This is a genomic window from Lapidilactobacillus mulanensis, assembly GCF_003946215.1.
In the GTDB taxonomy this organism is placed as follows: Bacteria; Bacillota; Bacilli; order Lactobacillales; family Lactobacillaceae; genus Lapidilactobacillus; species Lapidilactobacillus mulanensis.
Map to the genome: position 1 here is coordinate 1 of NZ_RHOW01000034.1, position 21853 is coordinate 21853.

The 21853-nt window shown below is 43.3% G+C and carries 21 protein-coding genes; 18 read left to right on the forward strand and 3 right to left on the reverse strand.

Annotation, left to right across the window (positions count from 1 at the left end; all coding sequences use genetic code 11):
* The 8 genes from EKM67_RS08250 to rpe all read left to right on the forward strand — a co-directional run.
* On the forward strand, nucleotides 1-1616 hold a 1616-nt coding region (locus EKM67_RS08250; protein WP_125578545.1), incomplete at its 5' end, for an ABC transporter substrate-binding protein.
* Nucleotides 1617-1718: 102 nt separating this feature from the next.
* Nucleotides 1719-3209 (forward strand): ABC transporter permease, encoded by a 1491-nt coding sequence (locus tag EKM67_RS08255; RefSeq protein WP_125578546.1) that lies wholly within the window; start codon nucleotides 1719-1721, stop codon nucleotides 3207-3209.
* A 2-nt stretch (nucleotides 3210-3211) separates the two neighbouring features.
* The gene (gene oppC / locus EKM67_RS08260; protein ID WP_125578547.1) at nucleotides 3212-4153 is read left to right on the forward strand and encodes an oligopeptide ABC transporter permease OppC; all 942 of its coding nucleotides are present in this window, start codon (nucleotides 3212-3214) and stop codon (nucleotides 4151-4153) included.
* Between the two features lie 14 nt (nucleotides 4154-4167).
* Nucleotides 4168-5268 carry an ABC transporter ATP-binding protein gene (locus tag EKM67_RS08265; RefSeq protein WP_125578548.1) on the forward strand — a complete coding sequence of 367 codons (1101 nt, stop codon included), beginning with the start codon at nucleotides 4168-4170 and terminating at the stop codon, nucleotides 5266-5268.
* Nucleotides 5255-6223, forward strand: a complete 969-nt coding sequence (locus EKM67_RS08270; protein ID WP_125578549.1) for an ATP-binding cassette domain-containing protein — start codon at nucleotides 5255-5257, stop codon at nucleotides 6221-6223. The genes EKM67_RS08265 and EKM67_RS08270 overlap by 14 nt, the downstream gene beginning before the upstream one ends.
* A 613-nt stretch (nucleotides 6224-6836) precedes the next feature.
* Nucleotides 6837-7319, forward strand: coding sequence for an RNA polymerase sigma factor (locus EKM67_RS08275; protein ID WP_125578550.1), 483 nt, complete (start codon nucleotides 6837-6839; stop codon nucleotides 7317-7319).
* Nucleotides 7312-8535 carry an anti sigma factor C-terminal domain-containing protein gene (locus EKM67_RS08280; protein WP_125578551.1) on the forward strand — a complete coding sequence of 408 codons (1224 nt, stop codon included), beginning with the start codon at nucleotides 7312-7314 and terminating at the stop codon, nucleotides 8533-8535. Before EKM67_RS08275 ends, EKM67_RS08280 begins: the two co-directional genes overlap by 8 nt.
* Before the next feature lie 191 nt (nucleotides 8536-8726).
* A complete protein-coding gene (gene rpe / locus EKM67_RS08285) occupies nucleotides 8727-9374 on the forward strand; it encodes a ribulose-phosphate 3-epimerase (RefSeq protein WP_125578552.1) in 648 nt (215 codons plus the stop codon).
* Nucleotides 9375-9443: 69 nt separating this feature from the next.
* Here rpe and EKM67_RS08290 read toward each other — a convergent pair whose 3' ends face one another.
* Nucleotides 9444-10433, reverse strand: a complete 990-nt coding sequence (locus tag EKM67_RS08290; protein ID WP_125578553.1) for a LacI family DNA-binding transcriptional regulator — start codon at nucleotides 10431-10433, stop codon at nucleotides 9444-9446.
* A gap of 212 nt (nucleotides 10434-10645) precedes the next feature.
* Between EKM67_RS08290 and galE the strand changes: the two genes are divergently transcribed.
* The 4 genes from galE to EKM67_RS08310 all read left to right on the forward strand — a co-directional run bounded on the left by galE (nucleotide 10646) and on the right by EKM67_RS08310 (nucleotide 15454).
* On the forward strand, nucleotides 10646-11635 hold the full coding sequence (gene galE / locus EKM67_RS08295) for a UDP-glucose 4-epimerase GalE (protein WP_125578554.1): 990 nt from the start codon (nucleotides 10646-10648) through the stop codon (nucleotides 11633-11635).
* A gap of 12 nt (nucleotides 11636-11647) precedes the next feature.
* Nucleotides 11648-12838 (forward strand): galactokinase, encoded by a 1191-nt coding sequence (locus EKM67_RS08300; protein ID WP_125578555.1) that lies wholly within the window; start codon nucleotides 11648-11650, stop codon nucleotides 12836-12838.
* Between the two features lie 45 nt (nucleotides 12839-12883).
* On the forward strand, nucleotides 12884-14380 hold the full coding sequence (locus EKM67_RS08305) for a UDP-glucose--hexose-1-phosphate uridylyltransferase (protein ID WP_125578556.1): 1497 nt from the start codon (nucleotides 12884-12886) through the stop codon (nucleotides 14378-14380).
* 123 nt (nucleotides 14381-14503) lie between these two features.
* Nucleotides 14504-15454, forward strand: a complete 951-nt coding sequence (locus EKM67_RS08310) for a hypothetical protein (protein WP_125578557.1) — start codon at nucleotides 14504-14506, stop codon at nucleotides 15452-15454.
* 35 nt (nucleotides 15455-15489) lie between these two features.
* Here the strand turns inward: EKM67_RS08310 and EKM67_RS08315 are convergent, their stop codons facing one another.
* On the reverse strand, nucleotides 15490-16830 hold the full coding sequence (locus EKM67_RS08315; RefSeq protein ID WP_125578558.1) for an FAD-dependent oxidoreductase: 1341 nt from the start codon (nucleotides 16828-16830) through the stop codon (nucleotides 15490-15492).
* 247 nt (nucleotides 16831-17077) lie between these two features.
* Between EKM67_RS08315 and EKM67_RS08320 the strand changes: the two genes are divergently transcribed.
* Nucleotides 17078-17782, forward strand: a complete 705-nt coding sequence (locus EKM67_RS08320; protein WP_125578559.1) for an MgtC/SapB family protein — start codon at nucleotides 17078-17080, stop codon at nucleotides 17780-17782.
* A 50-nt stretch (nucleotides 17783-17832) separates the two neighbouring features.
* Here the strand turns inward: EKM67_RS08320 and EKM67_RS08325 are convergent, their stop codons facing one another.
* Nucleotides 17833-18159 carry a hypothetical protein gene (locus EKM67_RS08325; RefSeq protein ID WP_125578560.1) on the reverse strand — a complete coding sequence of 109 codons (327 nt, stop codon included), beginning with the start codon at nucleotides 18157-18159 and terminating at the stop codon, nucleotides 17833-17835.
* Nucleotides 18160-18305: 146 nt separating this feature from the next.
* On the opposite strand from EKM67_RS08325, the gene EKM67_RS08330 reads away from it, so the two are divergent.
* From EKM67_RS08330 to arsC, 5 genes are all read left to right on the forward strand, one after another.
* A complete protein-coding gene (locus tag EKM67_RS08330) occupies nucleotides 18306-18821 on the forward strand; it encodes a DNA-3-methyladenine glycosylase I (protein WP_125578561.1) in 516 nt (171 codons plus the stop codon).
* A 17-nt stretch (nucleotides 18822-18838) separates the two neighbouring features.
* Nucleotides 18839-19519, forward strand: coding sequence for an NAD(P)H-dependent oxidoreductase (locus EKM67_RS08335; RefSeq protein ID WP_164506618.1), 681 nt, complete (start codon nucleotides 18839-18841; stop codon nucleotides 19517-19519).
* On the forward strand, nucleotides 19519-19689 hold the full coding sequence (locus tag EKM67_RS10790; protein ID WP_164506619.1) for a hypothetical protein: 171 nt from the start codon (nucleotides 19519-19521) through the stop codon (nucleotides 19687-19689). The genes EKM67_RS08335 and EKM67_RS10790 overlap by 1 nt, the downstream gene beginning before the upstream one ends.
* Before the next feature lie 812 nt (nucleotides 19690-20501).
* Nucleotides 20502-21269: a MerR family transcriptional regulator gene (locus tag EKM67_RS08340; protein WP_164506620.1), complete on the forward strand. Its 768-nt coding sequence runs from the start codon at nucleotides 20502-20504 to the stop codon at nucleotides 21267-21269.
* A 9-nt stretch (nucleotides 21270-21278) separates the two neighbouring features.
* A complete protein-coding gene (gene arsC, locus EKM67_RS08345) occupies nucleotides 21279-21692 on the forward strand; it encodes an arsenate reductase (thioredoxin) (RefSeq protein ID WP_125578564.1) in 414 nt (137 codons plus the stop codon).
* Nucleotides 21693-21853: the final 161 nt, after the last annotated feature.

Here is a 21853-nt window from a genome sequence, read left to right on the forward strand (position 1 = left end):
AAGACTTCGTGACTGGTTTGAAACATGCCGTTGCAGCTAAGTCAGAAACTTTATATGTTGTTCAAGATAGTATCAAAGGCTTGGATGATTATGTAAATGGTAAGACTAAAGATTTCAGCACGGTTGGGATCAAGGCTGTTAATGATCACACCTTGCAATACACATTGAATGCGCCTGAAAGTTATTGGAATTCTAAATTAACTTATGGGGTTATGTATCCTGTTAAGGCGTCGTTCTTGAAGTCAGAAGGCAGCAACTTCGGTAAAGCTGCAACTGATGGTATTCTCTACAATGGTCCTTATATTTTATCGAACTTTACTGCTAAGTCAGTAATCGAATATAAAGAAAACGAAAATTACTGGGATAAGAAGAACGTTCACGTTAAAACTGTTAAGTTAACTTATAACGACGGTTCTAATCCGGATGAATTGTACAAGTCATTCATCAAGGGTGATTACTCAAGCGCTCGGGTTTATCCAACGTCTGCCGATTACAAGACAGTTGTTAAACAAAGTAAGAATAATATTGTCTGGTCGCCACAAGATTCATCCATTTATAACTTCACTTGGAACTTGAATCGTGGTTCATACAACGCAACCTCTAAGACCACTAACAAGCAAAAAGAAGATACAAAGAAAGCAGTTCTGAACCGCAATTTCCGTTTAGCCGTTCAATTTGCTTTTAACAAGTCATCTTATAATGCTCAGGCAACTGGTGAAGCTGGTTCAACTAAGTCATTGCGTAATGAAATGACTAAGCCTGACTTCGTTTCGATCGATGGTGAGAACTACAGCAAGCAAGTTGAAAAAGATCTCGTTGCATTAGATCCAGAAGCTTGGAAAGACATTAACTTAGACGATGCACAAGATGGTACTTACAACACTGCAAAAGCTAAGGAATATATGGCTAAGGCTAAGACTGAATTACAAGCAGAGGGTGTTTCCTTCCCAATTCATTTAGACTTGGCCGCTGATCAAAAACGTGTTTTAACTTTGAACCAATCTAAGTCATTCAAGAGTACCGTTGAGAAGACTTTGGGTTCAGATGTTAAAGTTGATATCCAATTGTTGTCAGAAGACAAATATTTAGTTGCTACTTACCAAGCAACATCTGGTGCAGCTAGCGACTTCGATATCAGCAATGCTTCTGGTTGGACACCTGATTATGACGATCCTTCATCATACTTGGAGATCTACAGCCCAACTACTGGTTCAATGTTACAAACGCTCGGCTTAGATGCTAGCGCAACAGTTCAAGGCACAGACAAGTCAGCAGCAACTAAGAAAGCTATTGACATGAGTGAGTATGAAGATCTTTTGAACAAGGCTGCCGCAATTACTAATGATAACAATGCCCGTTATGCAGCTTATGCAAAAGCTGAAGCATGGTTATTGAATAGTGGTATCCAAATTCCAGTTAGTTCAACTGGTGGGACACCTTCTGTAACGAAGTCAGTTCCATTCCAGATTCCATATGCACAATCAGGTTTGGCTTCAACTTACAAGGGTATGAAGCTTCAAGCTAAGCCAGTAACAGTTGCTCAGTACAACAAGGCTTTGAAAGCTTGGCAAGCAAAACGTGCAGAAATTGCCGAAAAAGAATCATCTGAGAACTAATCATTGATAAGCACCATTGAGTACCAGGACTGAAGGCTAGCAGGATTACTAGTCTTTTTTCCGTAAATAAGAGTGTAAATAAGATAAGGAGGACTAATTAGTATGAAAAAATATATATTCTTTCGTATAATTCGTTCGCTTGTCAGTATCTTTTTGGTAACGACTTTGACCTACATCATCATTTACTCATTGGTGCCAAGGCGCGATGTGTTCAAGGATGACACCATGGTTCAGAAGCTGAAATCAGAGCCTGATAAGTTGACGGACTATGAGAACAATGCCTATAGCAAGATGAACTATATCGAATATATGGATACGAAGTCTTTACTTGCTAAAGCAAGTAAAGGCGGTCAAGAAGTAACTGCTGCCCACACAGATGAGAACAAGAAATTGCTTGAGGCTTGGGCGAAGAAGAATGGTTATCAGCTGAAACGTTATCAGATCAGCAAAGACTATTATGTTACGCGTGAATTGCCGATCTGGGAGCGGTTAGGTCGTTTCTACGGAAATCTGATCGAAGTCGACAATCCTTGGGCCGTTCATGACGCCAAGAATCCAAATATGAAACGGTACTTACGTTTCGAAAACGATAAGTTAGCTGGCTTCGCATTGGTTGGATCAGGAACGAAGTATAAGTATCAACTTTACTTCAATAGTTCATTCCCATGGATCCACCAGAATATTATTCATATTAATTTAGGAACTTCTTATCCTACTTTTGCCGGTCTACCCGTTTCGCAAGTTATGGGTGATCGTCAAGGACAAACTGTTTCTGAGAAATTTACGTTCCCGAATGGTCGTACTTTGAACACGTCGGACAACATTTATACACGTCAATATCAACCAACGGCTAATCAAGATGAAGATGCCAAGGAACGTTATGGCGATCATTACACGGCGACTGCACAAACGCAATCTGATCCGTCAATGATCGGAACGTCCTTCAAGGCTGGATTCTTCGCCTTGATCATTACCTACGCTATTTCCATTCCAATGGCGATCTTGATGGCTCGTTTCAAGGGCCGTTTCTTCGACCGTGTTGGTACAGGTATCGTCACAATTTTGATCTCTGTTCCTAGTTTGGCATTTATCTATGCCTTTCGTTATGCAGGTAGTGCCTTGTTCGGCTTGCCAGATTCATTTCCAACTTTAGGGGCTGAGAGTTTCAGCTCATGGGTCTTACCTACAGTTGTTTTAGGGTTGCTTTCTGTTTCTGGTTTGGTCATTTGGTTCCGGCGTTACATGATCGATCAACAATCTTCTGACTATGTTAAATTTGCGAAAGCAAAGGGACTTGAAGAAGGCGAGATCTATCGTAAACATATCTTCAAAAACGCGTCGATTCCAATTGTGCAAGGTATTCCTGGTCAAATCATCGGATTGATCGGTGGGGCGACAATGACTGAAACGATTTTCGCAATGCCTGGTATGGGTAAGATGTTACCTGATGCCATCATTGCTCATAATAATCCGTTAGTTATTTCTATCGTCTTTATTTTCACAACGATCTCTGTCTTCTCCGTTCTTTTGGGTGACATTTTGATGACTATCGTCGATCCTCGGATCAAACTTTCAACGTCAGGAGATGATTAATCGTGGCAGATACAACAAATAACTTAGATCATAATGATGATTTCACTTTAGTTGAAGTCGACAATCGAATCACCGAAAAAATCGACACCCCTAAATATTCGTATTGGGGTTCTGTCGCGAAACAATTCTTCTCCAAAAAAGTGACAATTGCAATGTTGATCCTGATCGTCGGGATTCTCTTACTTTCGTTCATTCAGCCATTATTTAGTGGCTATAATTTAATGGATGTGGCGAATGTCAACGATTTCGGTGCTCGATATAATTGGCCTAGTGCAAAATATTGGTTCGGTACTGATGCCGATGGTAAGTCATTGTTTGATGCCATCTGGGCTGGTGCAAGAACTTCCATCTCGATCGGCTTTATCGCAACCTTGATCACGACCGTTATCGGGGTTACGATCGGTGCTATTTGGGGTAATTCTAAAAAAATTGACCGTTTCATGTTGGAACTTTATAACATTATTTCAAACGTCCCAATGCTTTTGATCATCATCGTTTTGTCATATACATTTGGTAATGGTTTCTGGAACTTGATCTTTGCCATGACAGTTACGAGTTGGTTGGGGACGGCTTACTTCATCCGTGTGCAGGTCATGATCATGCGTGATCGTGAGTATAATATTGCTTCACGGACTTTAGGAACACCAACTGGTCGTATGATCACGCGCAACATCTTGCCTTACTTGACGTCCGTTATTGTGACTCAGGTTTCACAATTGTTGCCTTCATTCATCGGCTACGAAGTCTTCCTGTCATTCTTAGGTGTCGGCTTGAGCCCAGATGTCCCTTCATTAGGTCGTCTGATTTCTCAATATGCGCCTTACATGACAAGCTACCCTTACTTGTTCTGGTTACCAGTTATTGTCTTAGCGATGATTACCGTTTCGCTGTACATTGTTGGTCAGAACTTAGCTGATGCTTCAGATCCTCGGACTCATATGTAGAAAGGAGAACATTTATGACTGAGACAGTAAAAAATGTATTAGATGTTAAAGATCTTTCGGTCGGATTTAGCGTCCGTGGCCGTGAGTTAAAAGCCATTCGTAATGTTTCTCTGCAACTACACGATCAGGAAATTCTAGCGATCGTTGGGGAATCTGGTTCTGGGAAATCAGTTTTGACGAAGACTTTTACGGGTATGTTGGAATCTAACGGTTCGATCACACACGGCACCATCGATTATGAAGGCAAACGCCTGAGTGATCTTAAGAAAGATAAAGAATGGATCGGAATTCGTGGTAACGAAATTGCCACAATTTTCCAGGATCCTATGACAAGTTTGGATCCAATCAAGACGATCGGTTCACAGATCGCTGAAGTTGTGGTCAAACATCAGAAGAAATCAAAGTCTGAGGCTAAAAAAATTGCCATCGACTTAATGGATCGTACTGGTATTCCGAATGCGGCTGCACGTTACAATGAATATCCTTTCGAATATTCAGGTGGGATGCGTCAGCGGATCGTTATTGCCATTGCCTTGGCATGTCATCCTAAAGTTTTGATTTGTGATGAGCCTACAACTGCCTTGGATGTGACCATTCAGGCACAGATCTTGGAACTGATCAAAGAATTACAGAAGGAATATAAATTCACGACGATTTTCATCACCCATGACTTGGGTGTTGTTGCATCGATTGCGGACCGAATTGCAGTTATGTATTCTGGTGAAATCGTTGAAGTGGGAACTTGCGACGAAATCTTCTACAATCCACGCCATCCATACACATGGAGCTTGCTGTCATCATTACCACAGTTAGCTGCACGTGGTGGCGAATTATATTCGATTCCAGGCACACCGCCTTCTTTATACAAAGATATTAAAGGCGACGCATTTGCACCACGGAATCCATACGCCATGAAGATCGATTTCGAAGAAGAACCACCAATGTTCAAAGTTTCGGACACACATTATGCGAAGACTTGGTTGCTCGATCCACGTGCACCTAAAGTTGAAAAGCCTAGTTTGATCCAAGACTTACACAAACGCTTCTTAGCGATGCAAGATAATCCAAGCACGTTGGACTTTGAAATGGGAGGTGACGCCGTTGTCCTCAAATAAAGATGTTTTGTTGTCATTGAAAGATTTGGAAATTTCTTTCGGTGAAGGCAAAGATAAATTTGTTGCCGTCAAAGACGTTAACTTCGATATTTATCGGGGCGAGACTTTTGCCTTAGTTGGCGAATCTGGTTCTGGTAAAACAACGATCGGTCGTTCGATTCTCGGCATCACACCGACGAGCAAAGGCGATATTATTTTCAACGGACACAAAATTAACTCGAATAAGTTAAATTCCGAAGAGAAGCGGGATGTCAGCCGGAAGATCCAAATGATTTTCCAAGATCCACAAGCTTCTTTGAACGAACGTGCAACCGTTGATTATATTATTTCCGAAGGTTTGATCAATTTCCACTTATTCAAGAATGAAAAAGATCGCTTGGATAAAGTGACTAACATGATCGAATCCGTTGGGCTGTTGCCTGAACATTTATATCGTTATCCACATGAATTCTCCGGTGGCCAGCGTCAGCGTATCGGGATCGCCCGCGCGTTGATCATGGAACCAGAATTGATCGTGGCCGACGAACCGATTTCTGCCTTGGACGTTTCCATTCGTGCTCAGGTCTTGAACTTGCTGAAGAAATTCCAGCGTGATGATAATTTAACTTATCTGTTCATCGCCCATGATTTATCTGTTGTTCGTTTCATTTCAGATCGAATTGCCGTTATTCATAATGGTCAGATTCTGGAATTAGCCGAAACAGAAGAATTGTTCACGAATCCGTTGCATCCATACACAAAGGCTTTATTATCCGCCGTTCCGATTCCTGATCCAGAATTAGCTCGTCAGAAGAAATTGCTCGTTTATGATATGTCCGCACATCATTACGAGACAGACAAGCCTAAATTTGTCGAGATCAAGCCTGGGCATTTCGTTTGGGCAAATGGCGAAGAAGAAGCTTATTACCATGATATTTTGCAAGAGATGCACAAGAAAGAAACTGAACAAAAATAAGAACGTGAGCAGCTACGGGTTGAACTTGAGGATTAATGGTACTCAATTTCAGTAGCTGTGAACGCGTTTCGTATTTCGTACAAGATGGTCGATTCGAAAGAGTCGGCTTTTTTGTTGCCTTGAAAATGGACTGGCTTGGGGGCGGGTATACCTGCGGCAGAAGTTGCTCCAGAAAATAGTGGAAAATTGCTGTGGGGACGGCTGCAGAATTTCCAAAAACCGGAAATTCTTTCGCCTAAAATGTGAGCTCCGGAAAAGCGCCGGATCTCACATTTTCCCATTTTGTACTGGCGCCCATGGCTCTAACGATGTCATTATCCGTAACTCACGATGTTCGAACGGCTAAAGCAAATTCGCAAAGACCGCTCATTAACAAAATTACCACTGCAATCCCACTATTTTCTTCCGCAACTTCTGCCTAAACTTATTTTGGTTAGGCTAGTATCTGAATAACAAAGTCTCTGAAGTTTAATAGGCGGGGAATCCTTTCATTTGGAATTGTTCGCAAATATATTTTCACATAGCCATTTTCAATAGACTCAGTTATGATGAAATTAAATTATTTGTAACCTTTTGATCATTCAGACGTTTATTAGGCGAAGGAGGCGTGGCGATGGCGGAATCACAGATCGAGCGGATATATGTTGCTTATGCTGATGAATTATTGTGGTACGCGTTGTCGCTGACGCAGAATAAAACTGCAGCGGAAGGTTTAGTTAGCGACGCTTTTTTTCAGTTGATGTTACAAAAGGAGTTGCCGTCAAATCTAAAGTTTTGGTTGTTTCGCGTGGCTAAGAATAAATTTATTGATGCTACTCGGCGTCAGAAACGTTGGGAGTGGTTGCAGATCGATCGGCTGTCCTTGAAAAATGTGACGGATGTTGAGAATGATTTTCTAAATCAGGAAAAATATCAACGATTGCATGCAGCTGTTGCTCAGTTGCCTTCGTCTTTGTTGGAAGTGGTGGTTTTATATTATTTCTGTGATTGGACGACGGTGGAAATCGGTGAATATTTACAGGTGACGACGGTGAATGTGCGTGTGCGGCTCACTCGTGGTCGGCAGAAGTTGAGGGAGGTATTGCAGGATGAGTGATCGAGATGACTTACAGAGGTTACTGGCAAAATATGAAGCGGGTACGGCAACAGATGCTGAAATAAAGCAAGTGCACGAAAAGTTGAAAGATTTTGAAACGTTTCAGGATGATTTGACAAAGGATAACGAGTTTTCTGTAAAAGGTGCCGCTGAATTGTCTGTACCGGAATTAGACCCGCATAAATTTAAGAGGCAAGCTCGGCGGCGCTGGCTCAAATTAGGTGGGCTAATTTTGGTGAGTTTACTGGTTATTTTGAGCTTGATAAATTGGCTGATTTTGCCATTGGCGGACCGATTCTATTATGATCCACGCAAGACGGCTGAAAATTCGCCGCTCAGTGAGTATCAACTTTATGCGAGTGTCTATACGAAGCTGACTGACCCTGTATATCGCCTGAATAGCGTCATGGTAGCCGATACTGGCGTGGGTAGCTATCGGATCGAGTCAACAGACAGTGCCGCTTCAAAAGTGCTCACAACGCAAACTAGGACGGTCACCACCGAGATAACCCGCAATCAAATTAACAATTTTTCAACGACCGAATCTGATCCTAGTCAAGATTTAACTGCCGCATTGCGACTGCCAACGGCTAAGGAAGTGAAGGCCAGAGAAACGTGGACGCAACAGACGAAAGAAAAAGTCGCCGATTTGCCCGCAAGCTCGGTCGTCAGTGGCAAGTTGACGTTTAAAAAGGCGCTCACCATCAAGCAAGTTTTTCAAATGTTTGGTGTCGAAGATGAGCTCGCTGCGACTGATATTAAAGTTTATTGGAGCGTGGTAGACACGGGCAAGATAAACAATGACTTTGGGTTCGATTGGTATGGTTCAGCGACAACGCTTGGCTCTGCCGTTGGTCAGAGCAATTCTTATTTAAGAAAGCTGGATCAGAAGTACCCTGAATTGTTTTTTGCAATTAATCAAAGCCGAGAAATTTATAATCCGGCTAAAGTGCAGGCGGCCCATTTCAAGTCGGGGCTTAAATACTTGATCGACCAGCAGAAGACGGTGGGTAAATATACGATTAAAAACCGTAATCCGCAGGAATTTGCGCGGGCACTCAAGTATGTGGAGCAGCACGGTGTGAAAATCCGCGGTGTTTATCTGGACGCGACCGCGAAAAAATTTACGGCGTTGGCAGATAACGCGAATGTTGCGGCAGTCGAAGTTATCGGGGCGGAATTATATAATGAATCATTTAATAATCCTGAGAAATAGGCAACGATAAAATTAATTTGTGCCTGTTCCGATTTTTGAAACAAATCTACCGTGTGAGCAGACATGTCTCAAGCCGCCGACAATGATTTTTCTCTCACAAGTCTTAGAAGTAGTCACTGGTTTTCGACTGTTGTTTTCCCAGCATTAACGTTATAATTTAGAGGTAGTTAATTACGGTTTGAGGTGAGAATATGGTTATTGTGGCTCCTTCATTATTGAGTTCAGATTTATTTGCGCTATCCGATCAATTGAAGACGATCAAGGCTAGTCCTGCGCAATATTTACACGTGGATATTATGGACGGTCATTATGTACCCAATATTAATTTCGGCGACAAATTTGTGAGCGAAGTGCGTGCACACACCGATTTAACGCTGGATTGTCATATTATGGTGCAGGATCCCGAGCAGGTTGTTTTCGATGTGGCCAAAGCTGGCGGCGATATTTTAACATTCCATCCAGAAACGACACAGCATGCTTATCGACTGATCGAAGAAATCCACAAGCTGGGCAAAAAGGCTGGGATTGCCTTCGATCCTGCGCTTGGAATCGCCGCGTATGAAGATCTTTTTCCAATTGTCGACCAAGTTTTAGTGATGACAGTCAGCCCGGGTTTCGGTGGGCAAACGTTTATCGAAAATATGCTGGGGAAAATTGCGGCGGTTAAAAAGTTGCAACAAGAAAATAACTATCATTTCGACATCGAAGTTGATGGCGGCATCAATGCTCAGACCGGTCAACAATGTGTGACTAGTGGGGCCAACGTTTTAGTTGCGGGTTCGTTTGTGTTCAAGAATGATATTCAGACGGCAATCGCGCAATTGAGTCAGTTACAATAAAAAAGTCGTCTGGCGCAGAATCGGTTTTCGACAATCGAAACTGATTCGCCAGACGACTTTTTGTTGCGTTTATTTTGAGCTTTCTCTTAAAATTAATTCGGTACCAATATTAAGATTGACGGGGATCGCGCGTTGCGATTCGAGTTGATCCAATAGGAGCTCGACGCTTTTCTGGCCCATGAGTTCAGTGTCGACCTTGACCGAGCTAAGTTGAGGTGAGAAATATTTGGCAACGGTGCTGTCGTTGAAACCAATGATGCTGACGCGTGCGGGCACCGGAATATTTTGCTCTTTCAAGGCGTGGAGTGCACCGATTGCCAGTGCATCGTTAGCCGCAAAAAAGGCGTGCGGTAATTTGTCACCGAGTTTTTCAATCAGATCGAGCATCATCGTGTGGCCAGAATCGACGCTGAAATTGCCCTTGCGAATAAACTGCGGGTCGAGTAAATGTTGATCGCGCATAATATTTCGGAAAGTAAGATAGCGCTGATCATTCAAGTGCAACTTTTGGTCGCTAGTCAATTCTTGCCCGGCAATCATGCCAATGTCAGTGATGCCAGCAGCTTGAAAATGATCGATGATCTGTTTAACTGGAAAATGGAAATTGGTGGTGACACTATCAAAGCCATCGTCCAGGGTATTGAAATCGACGAAAACGGTAGGCAGTTTGACTGCCGCAATCAGGTTAAGTTGTTGCGGGCTAAACTTGCCGATTGCGACCATACCGACAAACTCTGGCGCAGTTGGCAAAGCTTGTTGACTGCTGAATTGTCGAGGATCATAACCGATTTCTTGGATTTTTTTCTCGGCGCCCAAACGGATCGACAGATAATAAATATCGTCTAATTCTTCTTGCTCGTTATACCAAGTCAGGATGGCAATTTTTTGCGTTGATTTTTGTGATTTCTTTTTGCGTTGATAATTTAAGGTCTCGGCTGCTTCGAAAACGCGCTTTTTTGTTTTGTCGGTGACGGCAAGGTCTTGATCGTAATTGAGTACGCGTGACACGGTGGCCGGCGAAACGCCGGCTTTTGCGGCAATATCTTTAATTGTGGCCATGACTCGATCCTCCGGTGTTTTTCGCTATGTGACAACAAATGTGTCGTGTTAGATTTAAGATGACTTATCCAGTATAGATTTATTTAGTAAACTTTTCAATTAATTTCATTTTTATTTTAGTAAGTGTTTGACTTTGACCTGTATTACGTGGTATAACAAATACGAAAAGATTTAGTAAACGAAAACAATTTTACTAAAAGTGAGGTATTCAAATGACAATTTTAGTGACAGGCGGTGCCGGTTATATCGGCTCGCATACAACAGATCGATTGATTCAACAGGGTAATGATGTGATCGTTGTCGATAATTTACTGACGGGACACCGTGCGGCCATCAATCCCAAGGCGAGATTCTACGAAGGCGATGTGCGCGATCGGGAATTTCTCGAAGGTGTCTTTACGAAAGAAAAAATTGACGGCGTGGTTCATTTCGCAGCCAATTCGCTTGTGGCCGAATCGATGAAAGATCCATTGAAATATTTCGACAACAACGATTACGGCTTCATTGTTTTACTCGAGACAATGGTTAAATTCGACGTTAAAAAATTAGTCTTCTCTTCAACGGCCGCAACTTATGGCGAGGCAAAAGAAATTCCGATCACCGAAACAACACCACAAATTCCAACCAACCCCTATGGCGAAAGCAAATTGACGATGGAAAAATTTGCGCGTTGGACCGATGTTGCCCACGGCTTGAAGTGGGTTGCACTCCGTTACTTTAATGTTGCCGGTGCCAAAGCCGATGGTTCGATCGGTGAAGATCATCATCCAGAAACGCATTTAATTCCGATCGTCTTGCAAGTGGCCAGTGGTAAACGTGACACGCTACAAATTTTCGGTGGCGATTATCCAACTAAAGATGGCACCAATGTTCGCGACTATGTTCACGTTGTTGACTTAGCGGATGCGCATATTGAAGCTTTGAATTATTTAGCTGAGGGCAATGATTCCAACGCCTTCAATCTCGGTTCAGCAACTGGTTTTTCCAATCTAGAAATTGTCGAAGCTGCGCGTAAGGTGACTGGTCAACCCATTCCCTACGAAATTGCAGACCGCCGTCCTGGCGACCCAAGCACGTTGATTGCCTCATCGCAAAAAGCGCGTGAAATTTTAGGCTGGAAACCAAATTATGACGATATGGAAAAAATTATTGCAACCGCTTGGACTTGGACGCAAAGCCATCCTGATGGTTACGAAAAGTAGAGGGACACAAAGATGCAATTAGCAGAAATCAATCAAGGCTTTGAGCAGGTATTTGGGAGCGCACCGACCGCCAATTTCTTCGCGCCAGGCCGGATCAATTTAATTGGTGAACATACAGATTATAATGGCGGCCACGTTTTTCCGGCAGCAATCAGCTTGGGAACTTATGCGGCAATCAGTTCGACGACGGATCAGAAGTTACACCTATTTTCGGCCAACTTCGAAAAGGAAGGCGTGCGCGAAATCGACTTGTCTGAATTGGCTTTTGCCAAGGCTGACGGCTGGACGAATTTTGTCAAAGGTGAATTTGCGCTGTTGCAAAAGAGTGGTGTGGCGTTTGCTCATGGTTTAAATATTTATTTCTATGGCAACTTACCGGCTGCCTCTGGACTCTCTTCGTCGAGTTCGATTGAATTACTGACGGGTACGATTATCAATGATGTTTATGGCCTGAATAAATCGGCGTTGGATCTAATCAAGTTAGGCAAGCAGGTCGAAAATGACTATATTGGCGTCAACTCTGGCATCATGGATCAGTTTGCGATCGGTATGGGCAAAAAAGATCAGGCTATTTTCCTAGATACGAACACCCTTGAGTATCAATATTATCCGATCGCGTTAGGTGATTACGAAATTGTGATCATGAATACGAAAAAGCCACGTGCACTCAGTGATAGTAAATATAATGAGCGTCGTTCTGAATGTGAAGAGGCCTTGTCGCGTTTGCAAAAAGTTGTCGATATTCAGACGTTAGGTGATTTAAGTATTGTCGATTTCGACGAATATTGTTACGCGATCGGCGACGAAACGTTGCTGAAGCGCGCGCGTCATGCCGTTTTTGAAAACCAACGAACGATTAGTGCGGCTAAAGCATTAACAGATGGCGACCTGGCTAAATTTGGACGTTTAATCAATGCTTCACACATTTCTCTAGAGTATGACTATGAAGTCACCGGCCTCGAGTTAGACACGCTTGTACACGCTGCCTGGGCTCAAAATGGGGTGCTAGGTGCACGGATGACCGGTGCTGGATTCGGTGGCTGCGCAATTGCAGTGGTCAAAGTTGCAGAAATTCCGGATTTCATTGCCAATGTCGGCAAAGTTTATCAAGACACGGTTGGCTACGACGCAGGATTTTATCGGGCGAAAATTGCCGACGGTCCACATAAAATCGTTGATGCAACAAACTTAGTGATCGAATAAAAAAACGTTCAAATGTGTTAGAAAATGAATCATAGGAGTAATAAAATGGTCGAAACAAACTTAGTCGTTCCGTTTATCACGGAAATTTTAAAAAACAATTCGCAATTCCAAGATTTAGATCGCATGTTTTTACAAAATCAAATTTTGGCGATGATCGGGGTGCAGGATGTGGCTGCAGTTAATGGTACAGTCGAAACTGAACCGATCGCGATGGCGAACCGGCTCGTCGATTTTGCCGTCAATTCTGGCACGATCGTCGATAATCAGGCGGCTCGCGAAATCTTGGAAGCACAATTGTTGAGTTTGATGACACCATTGCCAAGTATGGTCAATCAGCATTTCTGGCATTTGTATCAAGAGTCGCCACAGGCTGCCACAGCGTATTTTTATCACTTGTCGACGGCTAATGATTATGTCAAAACTGCGCAAATTGCTAAAAATATTAAATACAGTGCGCCAACGGATTACGGTGATCTCGAAATCACGATCAATTTGTCGAAGCCGGAAAAAGATCCGAAGGACATCGCGGCAGCCGCAAAAGTAGCGCAGTCCAGTTATCCCGCGTGCCAATTATGTATGAGTAATGAGGGTTATCTGGGGCGGATGAACTATCCTGCGCGCAGCAACCACCGAATTGTTCGCTTTGATTTGAATGGTAAAACTTGGGGCTTTCAGTATTCACCCTATGCTTATTTCAACGAGCATTGTATCTTTTTAGACGCGATTCACGAGCCGATGCATATTGACCGTCAAACTTTTGCGAATCTTTTTGCGATCATCGCCCAATTTCCACATTATTTTGTCGGGAGTAACGCCGATTTGCCAATCGTTGGCGGGTCGATGTTGAGCCACGAACATTATCAAGGTGGCCGCCATCAATTTCCAATGAACAAGGCACAAGTTGAGCGCCAGTTTACTTGGGCAAAATATCCGAATATTAGAATGGGCGTGGTCAAATGGCCGATGTCGGTTCTACGTTTGGAAGGTCGTAGCCAGGCTGATTTGATCAATGCCGCCACAGAAGTTTTGAATTCTTGGCAGAGCTATTCTGATCCGAGCCAATCGATTTTGGCGAAGGATGCCGATGGAACTTTGCATCACACCATCACACCGATCGCCAATCTCAATGAGTTAGGTGAATATCGCCTCGATTTGGTTTTGCGTGACAATCAAACTTCCGCGCAATATCCAGACGGTATTTTCCACCCGCATCAAGATGTTCAGCATATTAAAAAAGAAAATATCGGCTTGATCGAAGTAATGGGCTTGGCGATTTTACCAGGACGTTTGCTAAAAGAGCTCCAAGAAGTTGAGCATTACTTGTTGGAGCAGCCCAATCAAATTGCCACGATGCACCAGCCTTGGGCGGATGAATTGAAGTCTGAATATCAAGGGCAACTTAATCAAGATAACGTTGAAACGATCGTTCGCCAATCCGTTGGTCAAATATTTGCCCGAGTTCTCGAAGATGCCGGGGTGTTTAAACAGACGGCAGAAGGACAGGCTGCGTTTGATCGGTTTATTGGGAACGTGATTGAATAATTGAATAGGATTTTCAAAAAGCACTCAATCAACTTTATAAATCTGATTGAGTGTTTTTTGACGTCATCTTTTTGCTCGATCATTGTGCTATGATAGTCCCATCAGATTCTGTGGAGGTGTGGCATGTTTATTTTTGTAGGTTGCGCGGGTGGCGGGACTTCTAGTATGTTCTGTCAGCGAATCGCGAAGGCAATCAATGCTACCGACCCGAATTTAACTGCTACTTTTGGCGGTGTCAATGAGGTTTTAGCCGATCCGATTGCTTGCATCGGAGATCATGATCTGATGTTTGCTTATGGGAGTATCGATGTGGTTCGTGGTTATAGTGCCTTTGATTTCGGCCAGCTGTTCGATGCGATCTTGGTTGCGCCGCAAGTTAAATATTTAACCGTTACGAAGCAGAAAATCATGGCGAATTATCCGACGATTGTTGAAGATATTCCCAGTGAAATTTTCGGTAAAATGAATGGGGAGGTCGCTTTCGAGGAGTTGCGTGGCGAACTGATTATGCTAGATTTGTTGCGTGGGTACCAGTCCAGTCTTCAGACCGCTTCAAAAAATGCTGATAAGGATATTGAAATTCTAGTTCTCAATGCCGATCATCGTAATCAGCAACTTGCCAAAGTGTTTGCAAATTGGCAGCGTTACGGAATTCGGGTGCTGACTGAAACTTATACGTTGGAGGGCTTGTATCAATTTGATCCGCCAGCGGATTTTGAGTTGCGCCTATTATTCGGAGCGACGATGCAGCTGAATCAACAAGATTTTGTGCGGATCAGTCGCCGAATCGATGGTTTGATCGTTTTTAGTGAGACACCTAAGACGGCATTTAGAGATTGGCGACAACAGCTAGACGACGCCGATATTCCCACAGCCATTCTTGATGCACGCATGCTCGAAAAGCGTGCTGATGTAACTCAGCTCTCCGCAAAGTTAACAGACTTTATTCAGACGGTCGAATTCCAAGCGGAAGCAACGGCAGGGCAGATTCGTTTGCCGAAATTACAGACTAAAAAAGCCAAAAAGCAACATACACTTTTTGGCATTATTTCTTGGAATAGTACAATTAAATAAGTTGATTTAAAATCGTTGCTTCTTGCAACGATTTTTTATTTTGTCCCAGCTTGGGCAACGGCAGCACCTGCTAGCGCGTTGACGTAATTGACGGGCTGGTCGAAGTTGGGCTGGAAGAACATGTCGACCATCGATAAATCATCGATCGTTATCTTGGTTTGGATCGCCAGCGAAATCACATTGGCAGATTGTGCGCAATCATAAGTACTGAAGAATGCGCCACCTTTAACTTGGCGTGTTTCTGGATCCCAAGTCAATTCCATCAAGATCGGTTCAGTGCTGACCATGAATGCCGGACGATAATCTTGTTCCAAGGTCACGCTGTCGACCTTCACATTGCGAGCTTGGGCACCTTCAACGGTCAGACCGGATGAAGCAAGGGTCTTACCGAAAAGTGCAACGGCAGAAGACGCTTGTGTGCCTAAATATTTTTCAGTTGGGTGTTCGATATTTTTGCCGACTAAAATACCTTGGCGCACAGCGTTAGTTGCCAATGGAATGTAATCGTCTTTGCCAGTTGGATTGTAATGAACGACAGAAGAATCCCCAGCGGCAAAAATATCTGGGTTGCTACTTTGCATATATTCGTCGGTGATGATGGCGCCATTGCCAAGCATCTCAACCTTGCCTTTCAGCAATTCGGTCCGTGGACGGAAACCAACGGCCAAGACGGCGATGTCGGCAGTGTAACTATTTTTGTCGGTCGTGACTGTAATTTCATTGTCGCCTGAAAATCCGGTGACTTTCTCGTTGAGCGCCAGAGTGACGCCGTTATCACGATAATCTTGTTCGACACGGTCGGTGATCGTCTGGTCGAAGTTTTTAGCCAAGACACGTGGTAAGGCATCGATCAAAGTGACTTGCTTGCCAGTTAGCGCGAATTGTTCTGCTAACTCGGCACCAATATAGCCGGCACCGATCACGATGACAGATTTCAACGATGGCGCCACTTCTTTCAAAGTTTTAGCGTCATTCCAGTTTTTACAGAATTTCAAATTAGTATTATCAATACCAGCGATCGGTGGAATAACCGGTGCTGAACCAGTAGTCATGACTAATTTGTCATAAGATTCGGTGGTCTCTTCGTTAGTGGTCAAATCTTTAACGCGGACGGTTTTGGCATCCGTGTCGATTGATAAAACATCGTGGCGCATCTTCATGGTTGCGCCGAGTTCAGTCAGTGCTTCCGGGCTTGAGTAGAACATCTTGTTGGGATCGGAAACGTGATCGCCGATCCAAAGCGCGATGCCGCAAGATAGGAATGACAAATTATCATTGCGTTCATAAACAACGACTTGCCAATCTGGGTGTTCCGTGAGAATTTGTTGTGTTGCAAAAGTTCCGGCGTGCGTACAGCCAATAACGATAACTTTCATAATAGTCCCTCCAATATCAGTCAAAAAAATCAAAGCACAGATTAATTCTAACGTATTTGTAGCTAATGTCAACGCTTACACTTGTGAAAAACCGCTTTGCAAAATTTATTTATCTAGCTGAGTTTACGGCGATTTGAAAAGGACAGTTGCAATCGATCGTCGGGCTTTTTTCGGCATAAAATTCGAACAGGTCTGCTCAAAAATGGTATAGTATTCATTAATTACTTTTTTCGAAAGGAACGTTCTCGTGAATTTAACTGTCACCACTCCTGAAATTTTAATTCGCTTATTGGCAACCGTGTTGATTGCCGGCTTGATTGGCTATGATCGCGAACATAAAAACCGCCCAGCTGGCATTCGCACGCATATTTTAGTCTGTGTTGGCGCCTGTGTGATTGCCATGATTCAACAAGAAATCGGCTTTCAGGCGATTTTATTTGCCAAAGAATATCCGCAGTTTTCTGGCGTTGTTCGTTCAGATGAGGCGCGTTTGATTGCCCAAGTTGTCAGCGGGATCGGGTTTTTAGGCGCCGGAACGATCGTCATCACGCGCCACGCAGTCACCGGTTTAACAACGGCGGCCTCTTTATGGGCGACCGCCGGCTTGGGCCTGGCGATTGGTATGGGCTATTATCGCATCGCCTTCTTAAGCGCAGTAGTCGTTTTATTGGTGCTGACGCTATTGCAAAAAGTAATTAAAGTGCACACTTATAAACGGATCGAAATTAAATATTCGCACAAAAAAGATTCAAAAGATATTATCGATGCTTATTTTAAAGCCAAACATATTCACGTTGCAGGTGTCAGCTTTAAGGCCGAAACTGTCGAAGACCAGAAAATCTACACCAATATTTACGCCATCGAAATTCCCAAAAATTTAGAATATACCGAGATCGTTGAAGAGCTTTCGCAGTATGATCACATGTATCAAGTTAGACTGATCAATTTATAATTCAGAAAAATGATGTATTAGGAGAGTTGTGGATCAATCGCAACTCTCTTTTATTTTGAATAAAAGTAGTGTCGAATTTCTGTTGTGATCGAATCCGAAAAGTCGCTAGTTTGCAATCGTGTTTTACCAGTCTGCAAAATAAATCCTAGCAACTTTTCATCACTCCAGACCCCAAATAAGTTGGGGTAGGACGCGGCTTTGACTTGTACTTCAAAGGCTTGCAGTCCGGGGATAGAAGGGATTGATATGTATTGCTGATATGAGTCAATAAATTTGGCTAACGCGCCACGAGAATAAAGCCGTAGACTTTCACCAAGATAAATTTGAGTATAGGCAAAGATTAATAATGATTCTTCTCCAGAGTAGGGTTTGATCACAGAAAGCGCTCCTTCTTGAAAATGTAATCGATTACAATACTAGCTTATCATTATCTAGGAATCTGTCAAACAAGGAATAAATCTCACAGTTTGTCTACGGATTATGCTAAACTTTGCTTTAAAGTTGTCGTTAACGAGGTGAGTCTATGAGCCGTGAAAATGAAACTGGTATTCAAGAATATGATCGTTTATTTGGTCAGGCAACCCACGATGAGCAAATTTTATTTGAGTTTCTAGTGATCGCCGTTTTTCAGGCCGGTCTCAGTTGGAAGGTCGCTGCGAGTAAAATTCCCATTTTTCGGCAAGTATTTGCAGATTTCGATTATCATCAAGTTGCCGGCTTTGACGAACCTGAATTGGAAACGATCATGAAAACAGACGGGATGATTCGCAATCCTAGAAAAGTGCAAGCCATCATCACGAATGCGCGCGCAATTATGCAATTGGCGCCGGAATTTCCCGATTTCAACAGTTATTTATGGCATTTCACGGAGAACAACGCGTGGACCATGCAAATAGAACCGGGCACACCGCCGAATCAGCAATCGAGTTTAGGAACGATCGTGGCGAAAGATATGAAAAAACGAGGCTTCAAGTTTGTAGGGCCGACGACTGTCCAACTATTACTAATTGCGAGTGGCATCATTAAACGTACCGACTAAATAAAGGAGAGATTGATTTGCAAACATTGATTATTGTGGCCCATCCAGAGATCGAGAATTCACCTACGCAACAATTTCTGAAGGCGAGTTTGCCAGCTGATCAAGTGACTTGGCATGAATTACAAGCGAACGGCAAGTTTGATCGACAAAAAGAATTGGCCTTGTTGGAACAAACGGATCGCGTGATATTCCAATTTCCATTTTATTGGTATAGTGCGCCATATATTCTCAAAAAGTGGCAGGAAGAAGTTTTCAGTGGCGAACAAAAACAATATCGTTATTTGGCGGGTAAGGAATTGGGGCTGGTCGTTTCTCTAGGGCAAAGTCTGCGCCATTATCAGGCTGGTGGTAGCGCACAGTATTCGATGAGCGAATTGCTGCGACCTTATCAAGCATTTGCGGCTGAATTAGATTGGCGTTATTGTCCGCCATTATTGATCAGCAATTTTTCTTATTTAGACGAGCGTGAGAAGCAGGATTTATTAATTCGTTATCAACAATTTTTGACGATGAAAAATCCGGCTGATTTTTCTGAGCAGGGTGACTGGTTATTGGCACAGCTTGCTACGATGGGTGAGCAGAATTCTGCTCAGAATGGCAATTTAAAGCTGGTTTCCGAGCAGTTGGAGGCACAGTTGACTGAATACCAGAAGCTGACTTGGGAGGTCGCACAGATCAAATTAGGGGAGGTTGACTGATGGCGGATGATTGGTTCGAACAAACAATAACCGAGCTGCAAAAAAGTGGTGATTATCGCGAGCAAGCTTTGCTGGCAGCTGTCTTGAAATATCAACGAGAATTAAAACAGCGGACGGTGAATGCGCAGGGTGAATTGGATGGGCGTATTTGGAATCATGAGCAGTGGTGATGTTCGAGTTTGTGTGGTTCCGGCTAAATTTGTGGTGGAAACTGGGAAACTGCTGTGGGGACGGCTGCAGGATTTCCATAGACCGGAAATTCTTCCGCCTAAAATGTGAGCTCCGAAAAACCGCCGGATCTCCCATTTTCCCATTTTGTAAATTCGCACAAATCGCTCATTAACAAAATTACCACTGCAGTCCCAGTTCCCACCACAAATTTCGCCTAGTCTATTCAGAAGAGCTCGATATGTTTAGCGTTAAATATTTAATTTGCGTTTCTATTTCAATCAATATTTTTTAAACGCGTAAAACGAAAATTGGTAATCTAGGTACACGACAAATTTTAAAATAGGCGCAATCTTCTGCTTAAAACGCCATCCCATCGGCCTTTCTAGCTAATTTGCACCTATTTTAAAATTTGTCGTGTGTCAATATGCTCAGATTTGAAATTCATCACTTTTTTTCTTTAGTTATTCTGAGCAAAGGCGACATTGAGAATCAACTTCAAGGAACCCAGTTATTCATTTCCTACACTGAATAAAATCAAGTTTAGATCGAAAGTGCTGGGGCAGGCAGTCGTGGCAGTGACAACCATGTTGGCGGGCCGTTTTTACCCGCCTTACATGGTGGATCGATTCGAGACTCGGCGTTTTTCCGAGGCTCAAATCGAAGCTCGGAACTTTTCCCGTCCTTGGAAAAGTGGAGAGCGGTCCCACAGCCACAGTCTGCCTGCCCCAGCGCTTTCGACCGCAGGTAGATTATTTTTCTTGACCCTGACGCAACGTCATCCTTTATGCTAATGAAGTTAGGAGTGAAGCAGATGAATTATCAAACGAGTGCGTTGGCCAAGTTGGCTGGTGTGAGCCAGCGGACGATTCGATATTACGAAAATGAAGGCTTGCTGATAGCCAAACGCGATCCGCAAAACCAATATCGTTATTTCGATGAAAGCCAAGTTGATCGACTGCAACAAATTTTATTTTATCGACAACTAGACTTGCCACTTGCGCAAATCAAAAAAATTATGCTAGCTTCTAACTACGAAATTGTGGCGACCTTGCAGCAACAACAGCGGGCTCTAAAAGAACAGCGCGCGCATCTAGACCGGCTGTTAGCCAGCATCGACGCCACAATTCGTCATCAGAAAGGGGAACTCGACATGACAGATCTAGAAAAATTCCAAGCATTTAAAGAAGAACAACTTAATCAAAATGAAACTAAATTTGGCGCCGAAATTCGTGAAAAGTATGGGGAGGCGACCGTAAAAAAAGCCAATGAAAATTGGCTCGGTCGAAATCAAAGCGATTTTCAAAAATTACAGGCGTTGGAAGCAGATCTTTTCAAACAGTTACAACTCGTTGCTGAAAACCATGATCTTTATTCTGAAGCGGCGCAGCAAGCCTTTCAGGATCATCGGTCTTGGTTGGAACTGGCGTGGGGTGATGCCCATGCATACAGTCCAGAGGCGCATCGGGGGATTGCGGACATGTATGTTGCAGATCCGCGCTTTACCAAGTATTATGATGATAGGGGCGGTCTTGGAACTGCAACTTTATTGAGAGATATTATTAATTTATACGCGAAATAAGTGAGGTGGATCATGCAGATTTATTTTTTATGTACGGGCAATTCTTGTCGTAGTCAAATGGCGGAAGGTTTCGCACAGGAAATTCTCGGCGATCAGTGGCAAATTGCTAGCGCAGGTTTAGAAACGCACGGATTGAATCCCATGGCGGTCAAAGTGATGGCGGAGAAAGGCATCGATATTTCTGATCATCGATCGAAATTGATCGATCCAGATTATCTCAACCACTCTGATTATGTGGTGACACTGTGCGGGGATGCCCGTGATCGTTGTCCGGTTGTGTCTGCCGATGTTGTGAAAATTCACTGGCCGCTGATCGATCCGGCACAAGCAACGGGCACCGACGCTGAAAAGTTGGCGGTTTTTCGTGCGGTTCGTGATGAAATCGAACAGAGAATGATCGACTTTAAGAATCAAACCGTTTAAATTGTCCTCAACTGGTCACGACAAATTTGTCGTGGCTATTTTTGCAGCTTGATTTGATAAATTTCCATAAAAAAATCCCGGCAAATTAGAAATACTGGGTCTACACTTTCTGGTGTTGGTGAAAACTAATACCAGTTTTTATTTGCCAAAATAAATAGGAC

Coding starts and splice junctions, on each gene's coding strand:
- EKM67_RS08255 (WP_125578546.1), top strand. CDS start 1,719: ATGAAAAAATATATATTCTTTCGTATAATTCGTTCGCTTGTCAGTATC.
- EKM67_RS08265 (WP_125578548.1), top strand. CDS start 4,168: ATGACTGAGACAGTAAAAAATGTATTAGATGTTAAAGATCTTTCGGTC.
- EKM67_RS08275 (WP_125578550.1), top strand. CDS start 6,837: ATGGCGGAATCACAGATCGAGCGGATATATGTTGCTTATGCTGATGAA.
- EKM67_RS08280 (WP_125578551.1), top strand. CDS start 7,312: ATGAGTGATCGAGATGACTTACAGAGGTTACTGGCAAAATATGAAGCG.
- rpe (WP_125578552.1), top strand. CDS start 8,727: ATGGTTATTGTGGCTCCTTCATTATTGAGTTCAGATTTATTTGCGCTA.
- EKM67_RS08290 (WP_125578553.1), bottom strand. CDS start 10,433: ATGGCCACAATTAAAGATATTGCCGCAAAAGCCGGCGTTTCGCCGGCC.
- galE (WP_125578554.1), top strand. CDS start 10,646: ATGACAATTTTAGTGACAGGCGGTGCCGGTTATATCGGCTCGCATACA.
- EKM67_RS08300 (WP_125578555.1), top strand. CDS start 11,648: ATGCAATTAGCAGAAATCAATCAAGGCTTTGAGCAGGTATTTGGGAGC.
- EKM67_RS08305 (WP_125578556.1), top strand. CDS start 12,884: ATGGTCGAAACAAACTTAGTCGTTCCGTTTATCACGGAAATTTTAAAA.
- EKM67_RS08310 (WP_125578557.1), top strand. CDS start 14,504: ATGTTTATTTTTGTAGGTTGCGCGGGTGGCGGGACTTCTAGTATGTTC.
- EKM67_RS08315 (WP_125578558.1), bottom strand. CDS start 16,830: ATGAAAGTTATCGTTATTGGCTGTACGCACGCCGGAACTTTTGCAACA.
- EKM67_RS08330 (WP_125578561.1), top strand. CDS start 18,306: ATGAGCCGTGAAAATGAAACTGGTATTCAAGAATATGATCGTTTATTT.
- EKM67_RS10790 (WP_164506619.1), top strand. CDS start 19,519: ATGGCGGATGATTGGTTCGAACAAACAATAACCGAGCTGCAAAAAAGT.
- EKM67_RS08340 (WP_164506620.1), top strand. CDS start 20,502: ATGAATTATCAAACGAGTGCGTTGGCCAAGTTGGCTGGTGTGAGCCAG.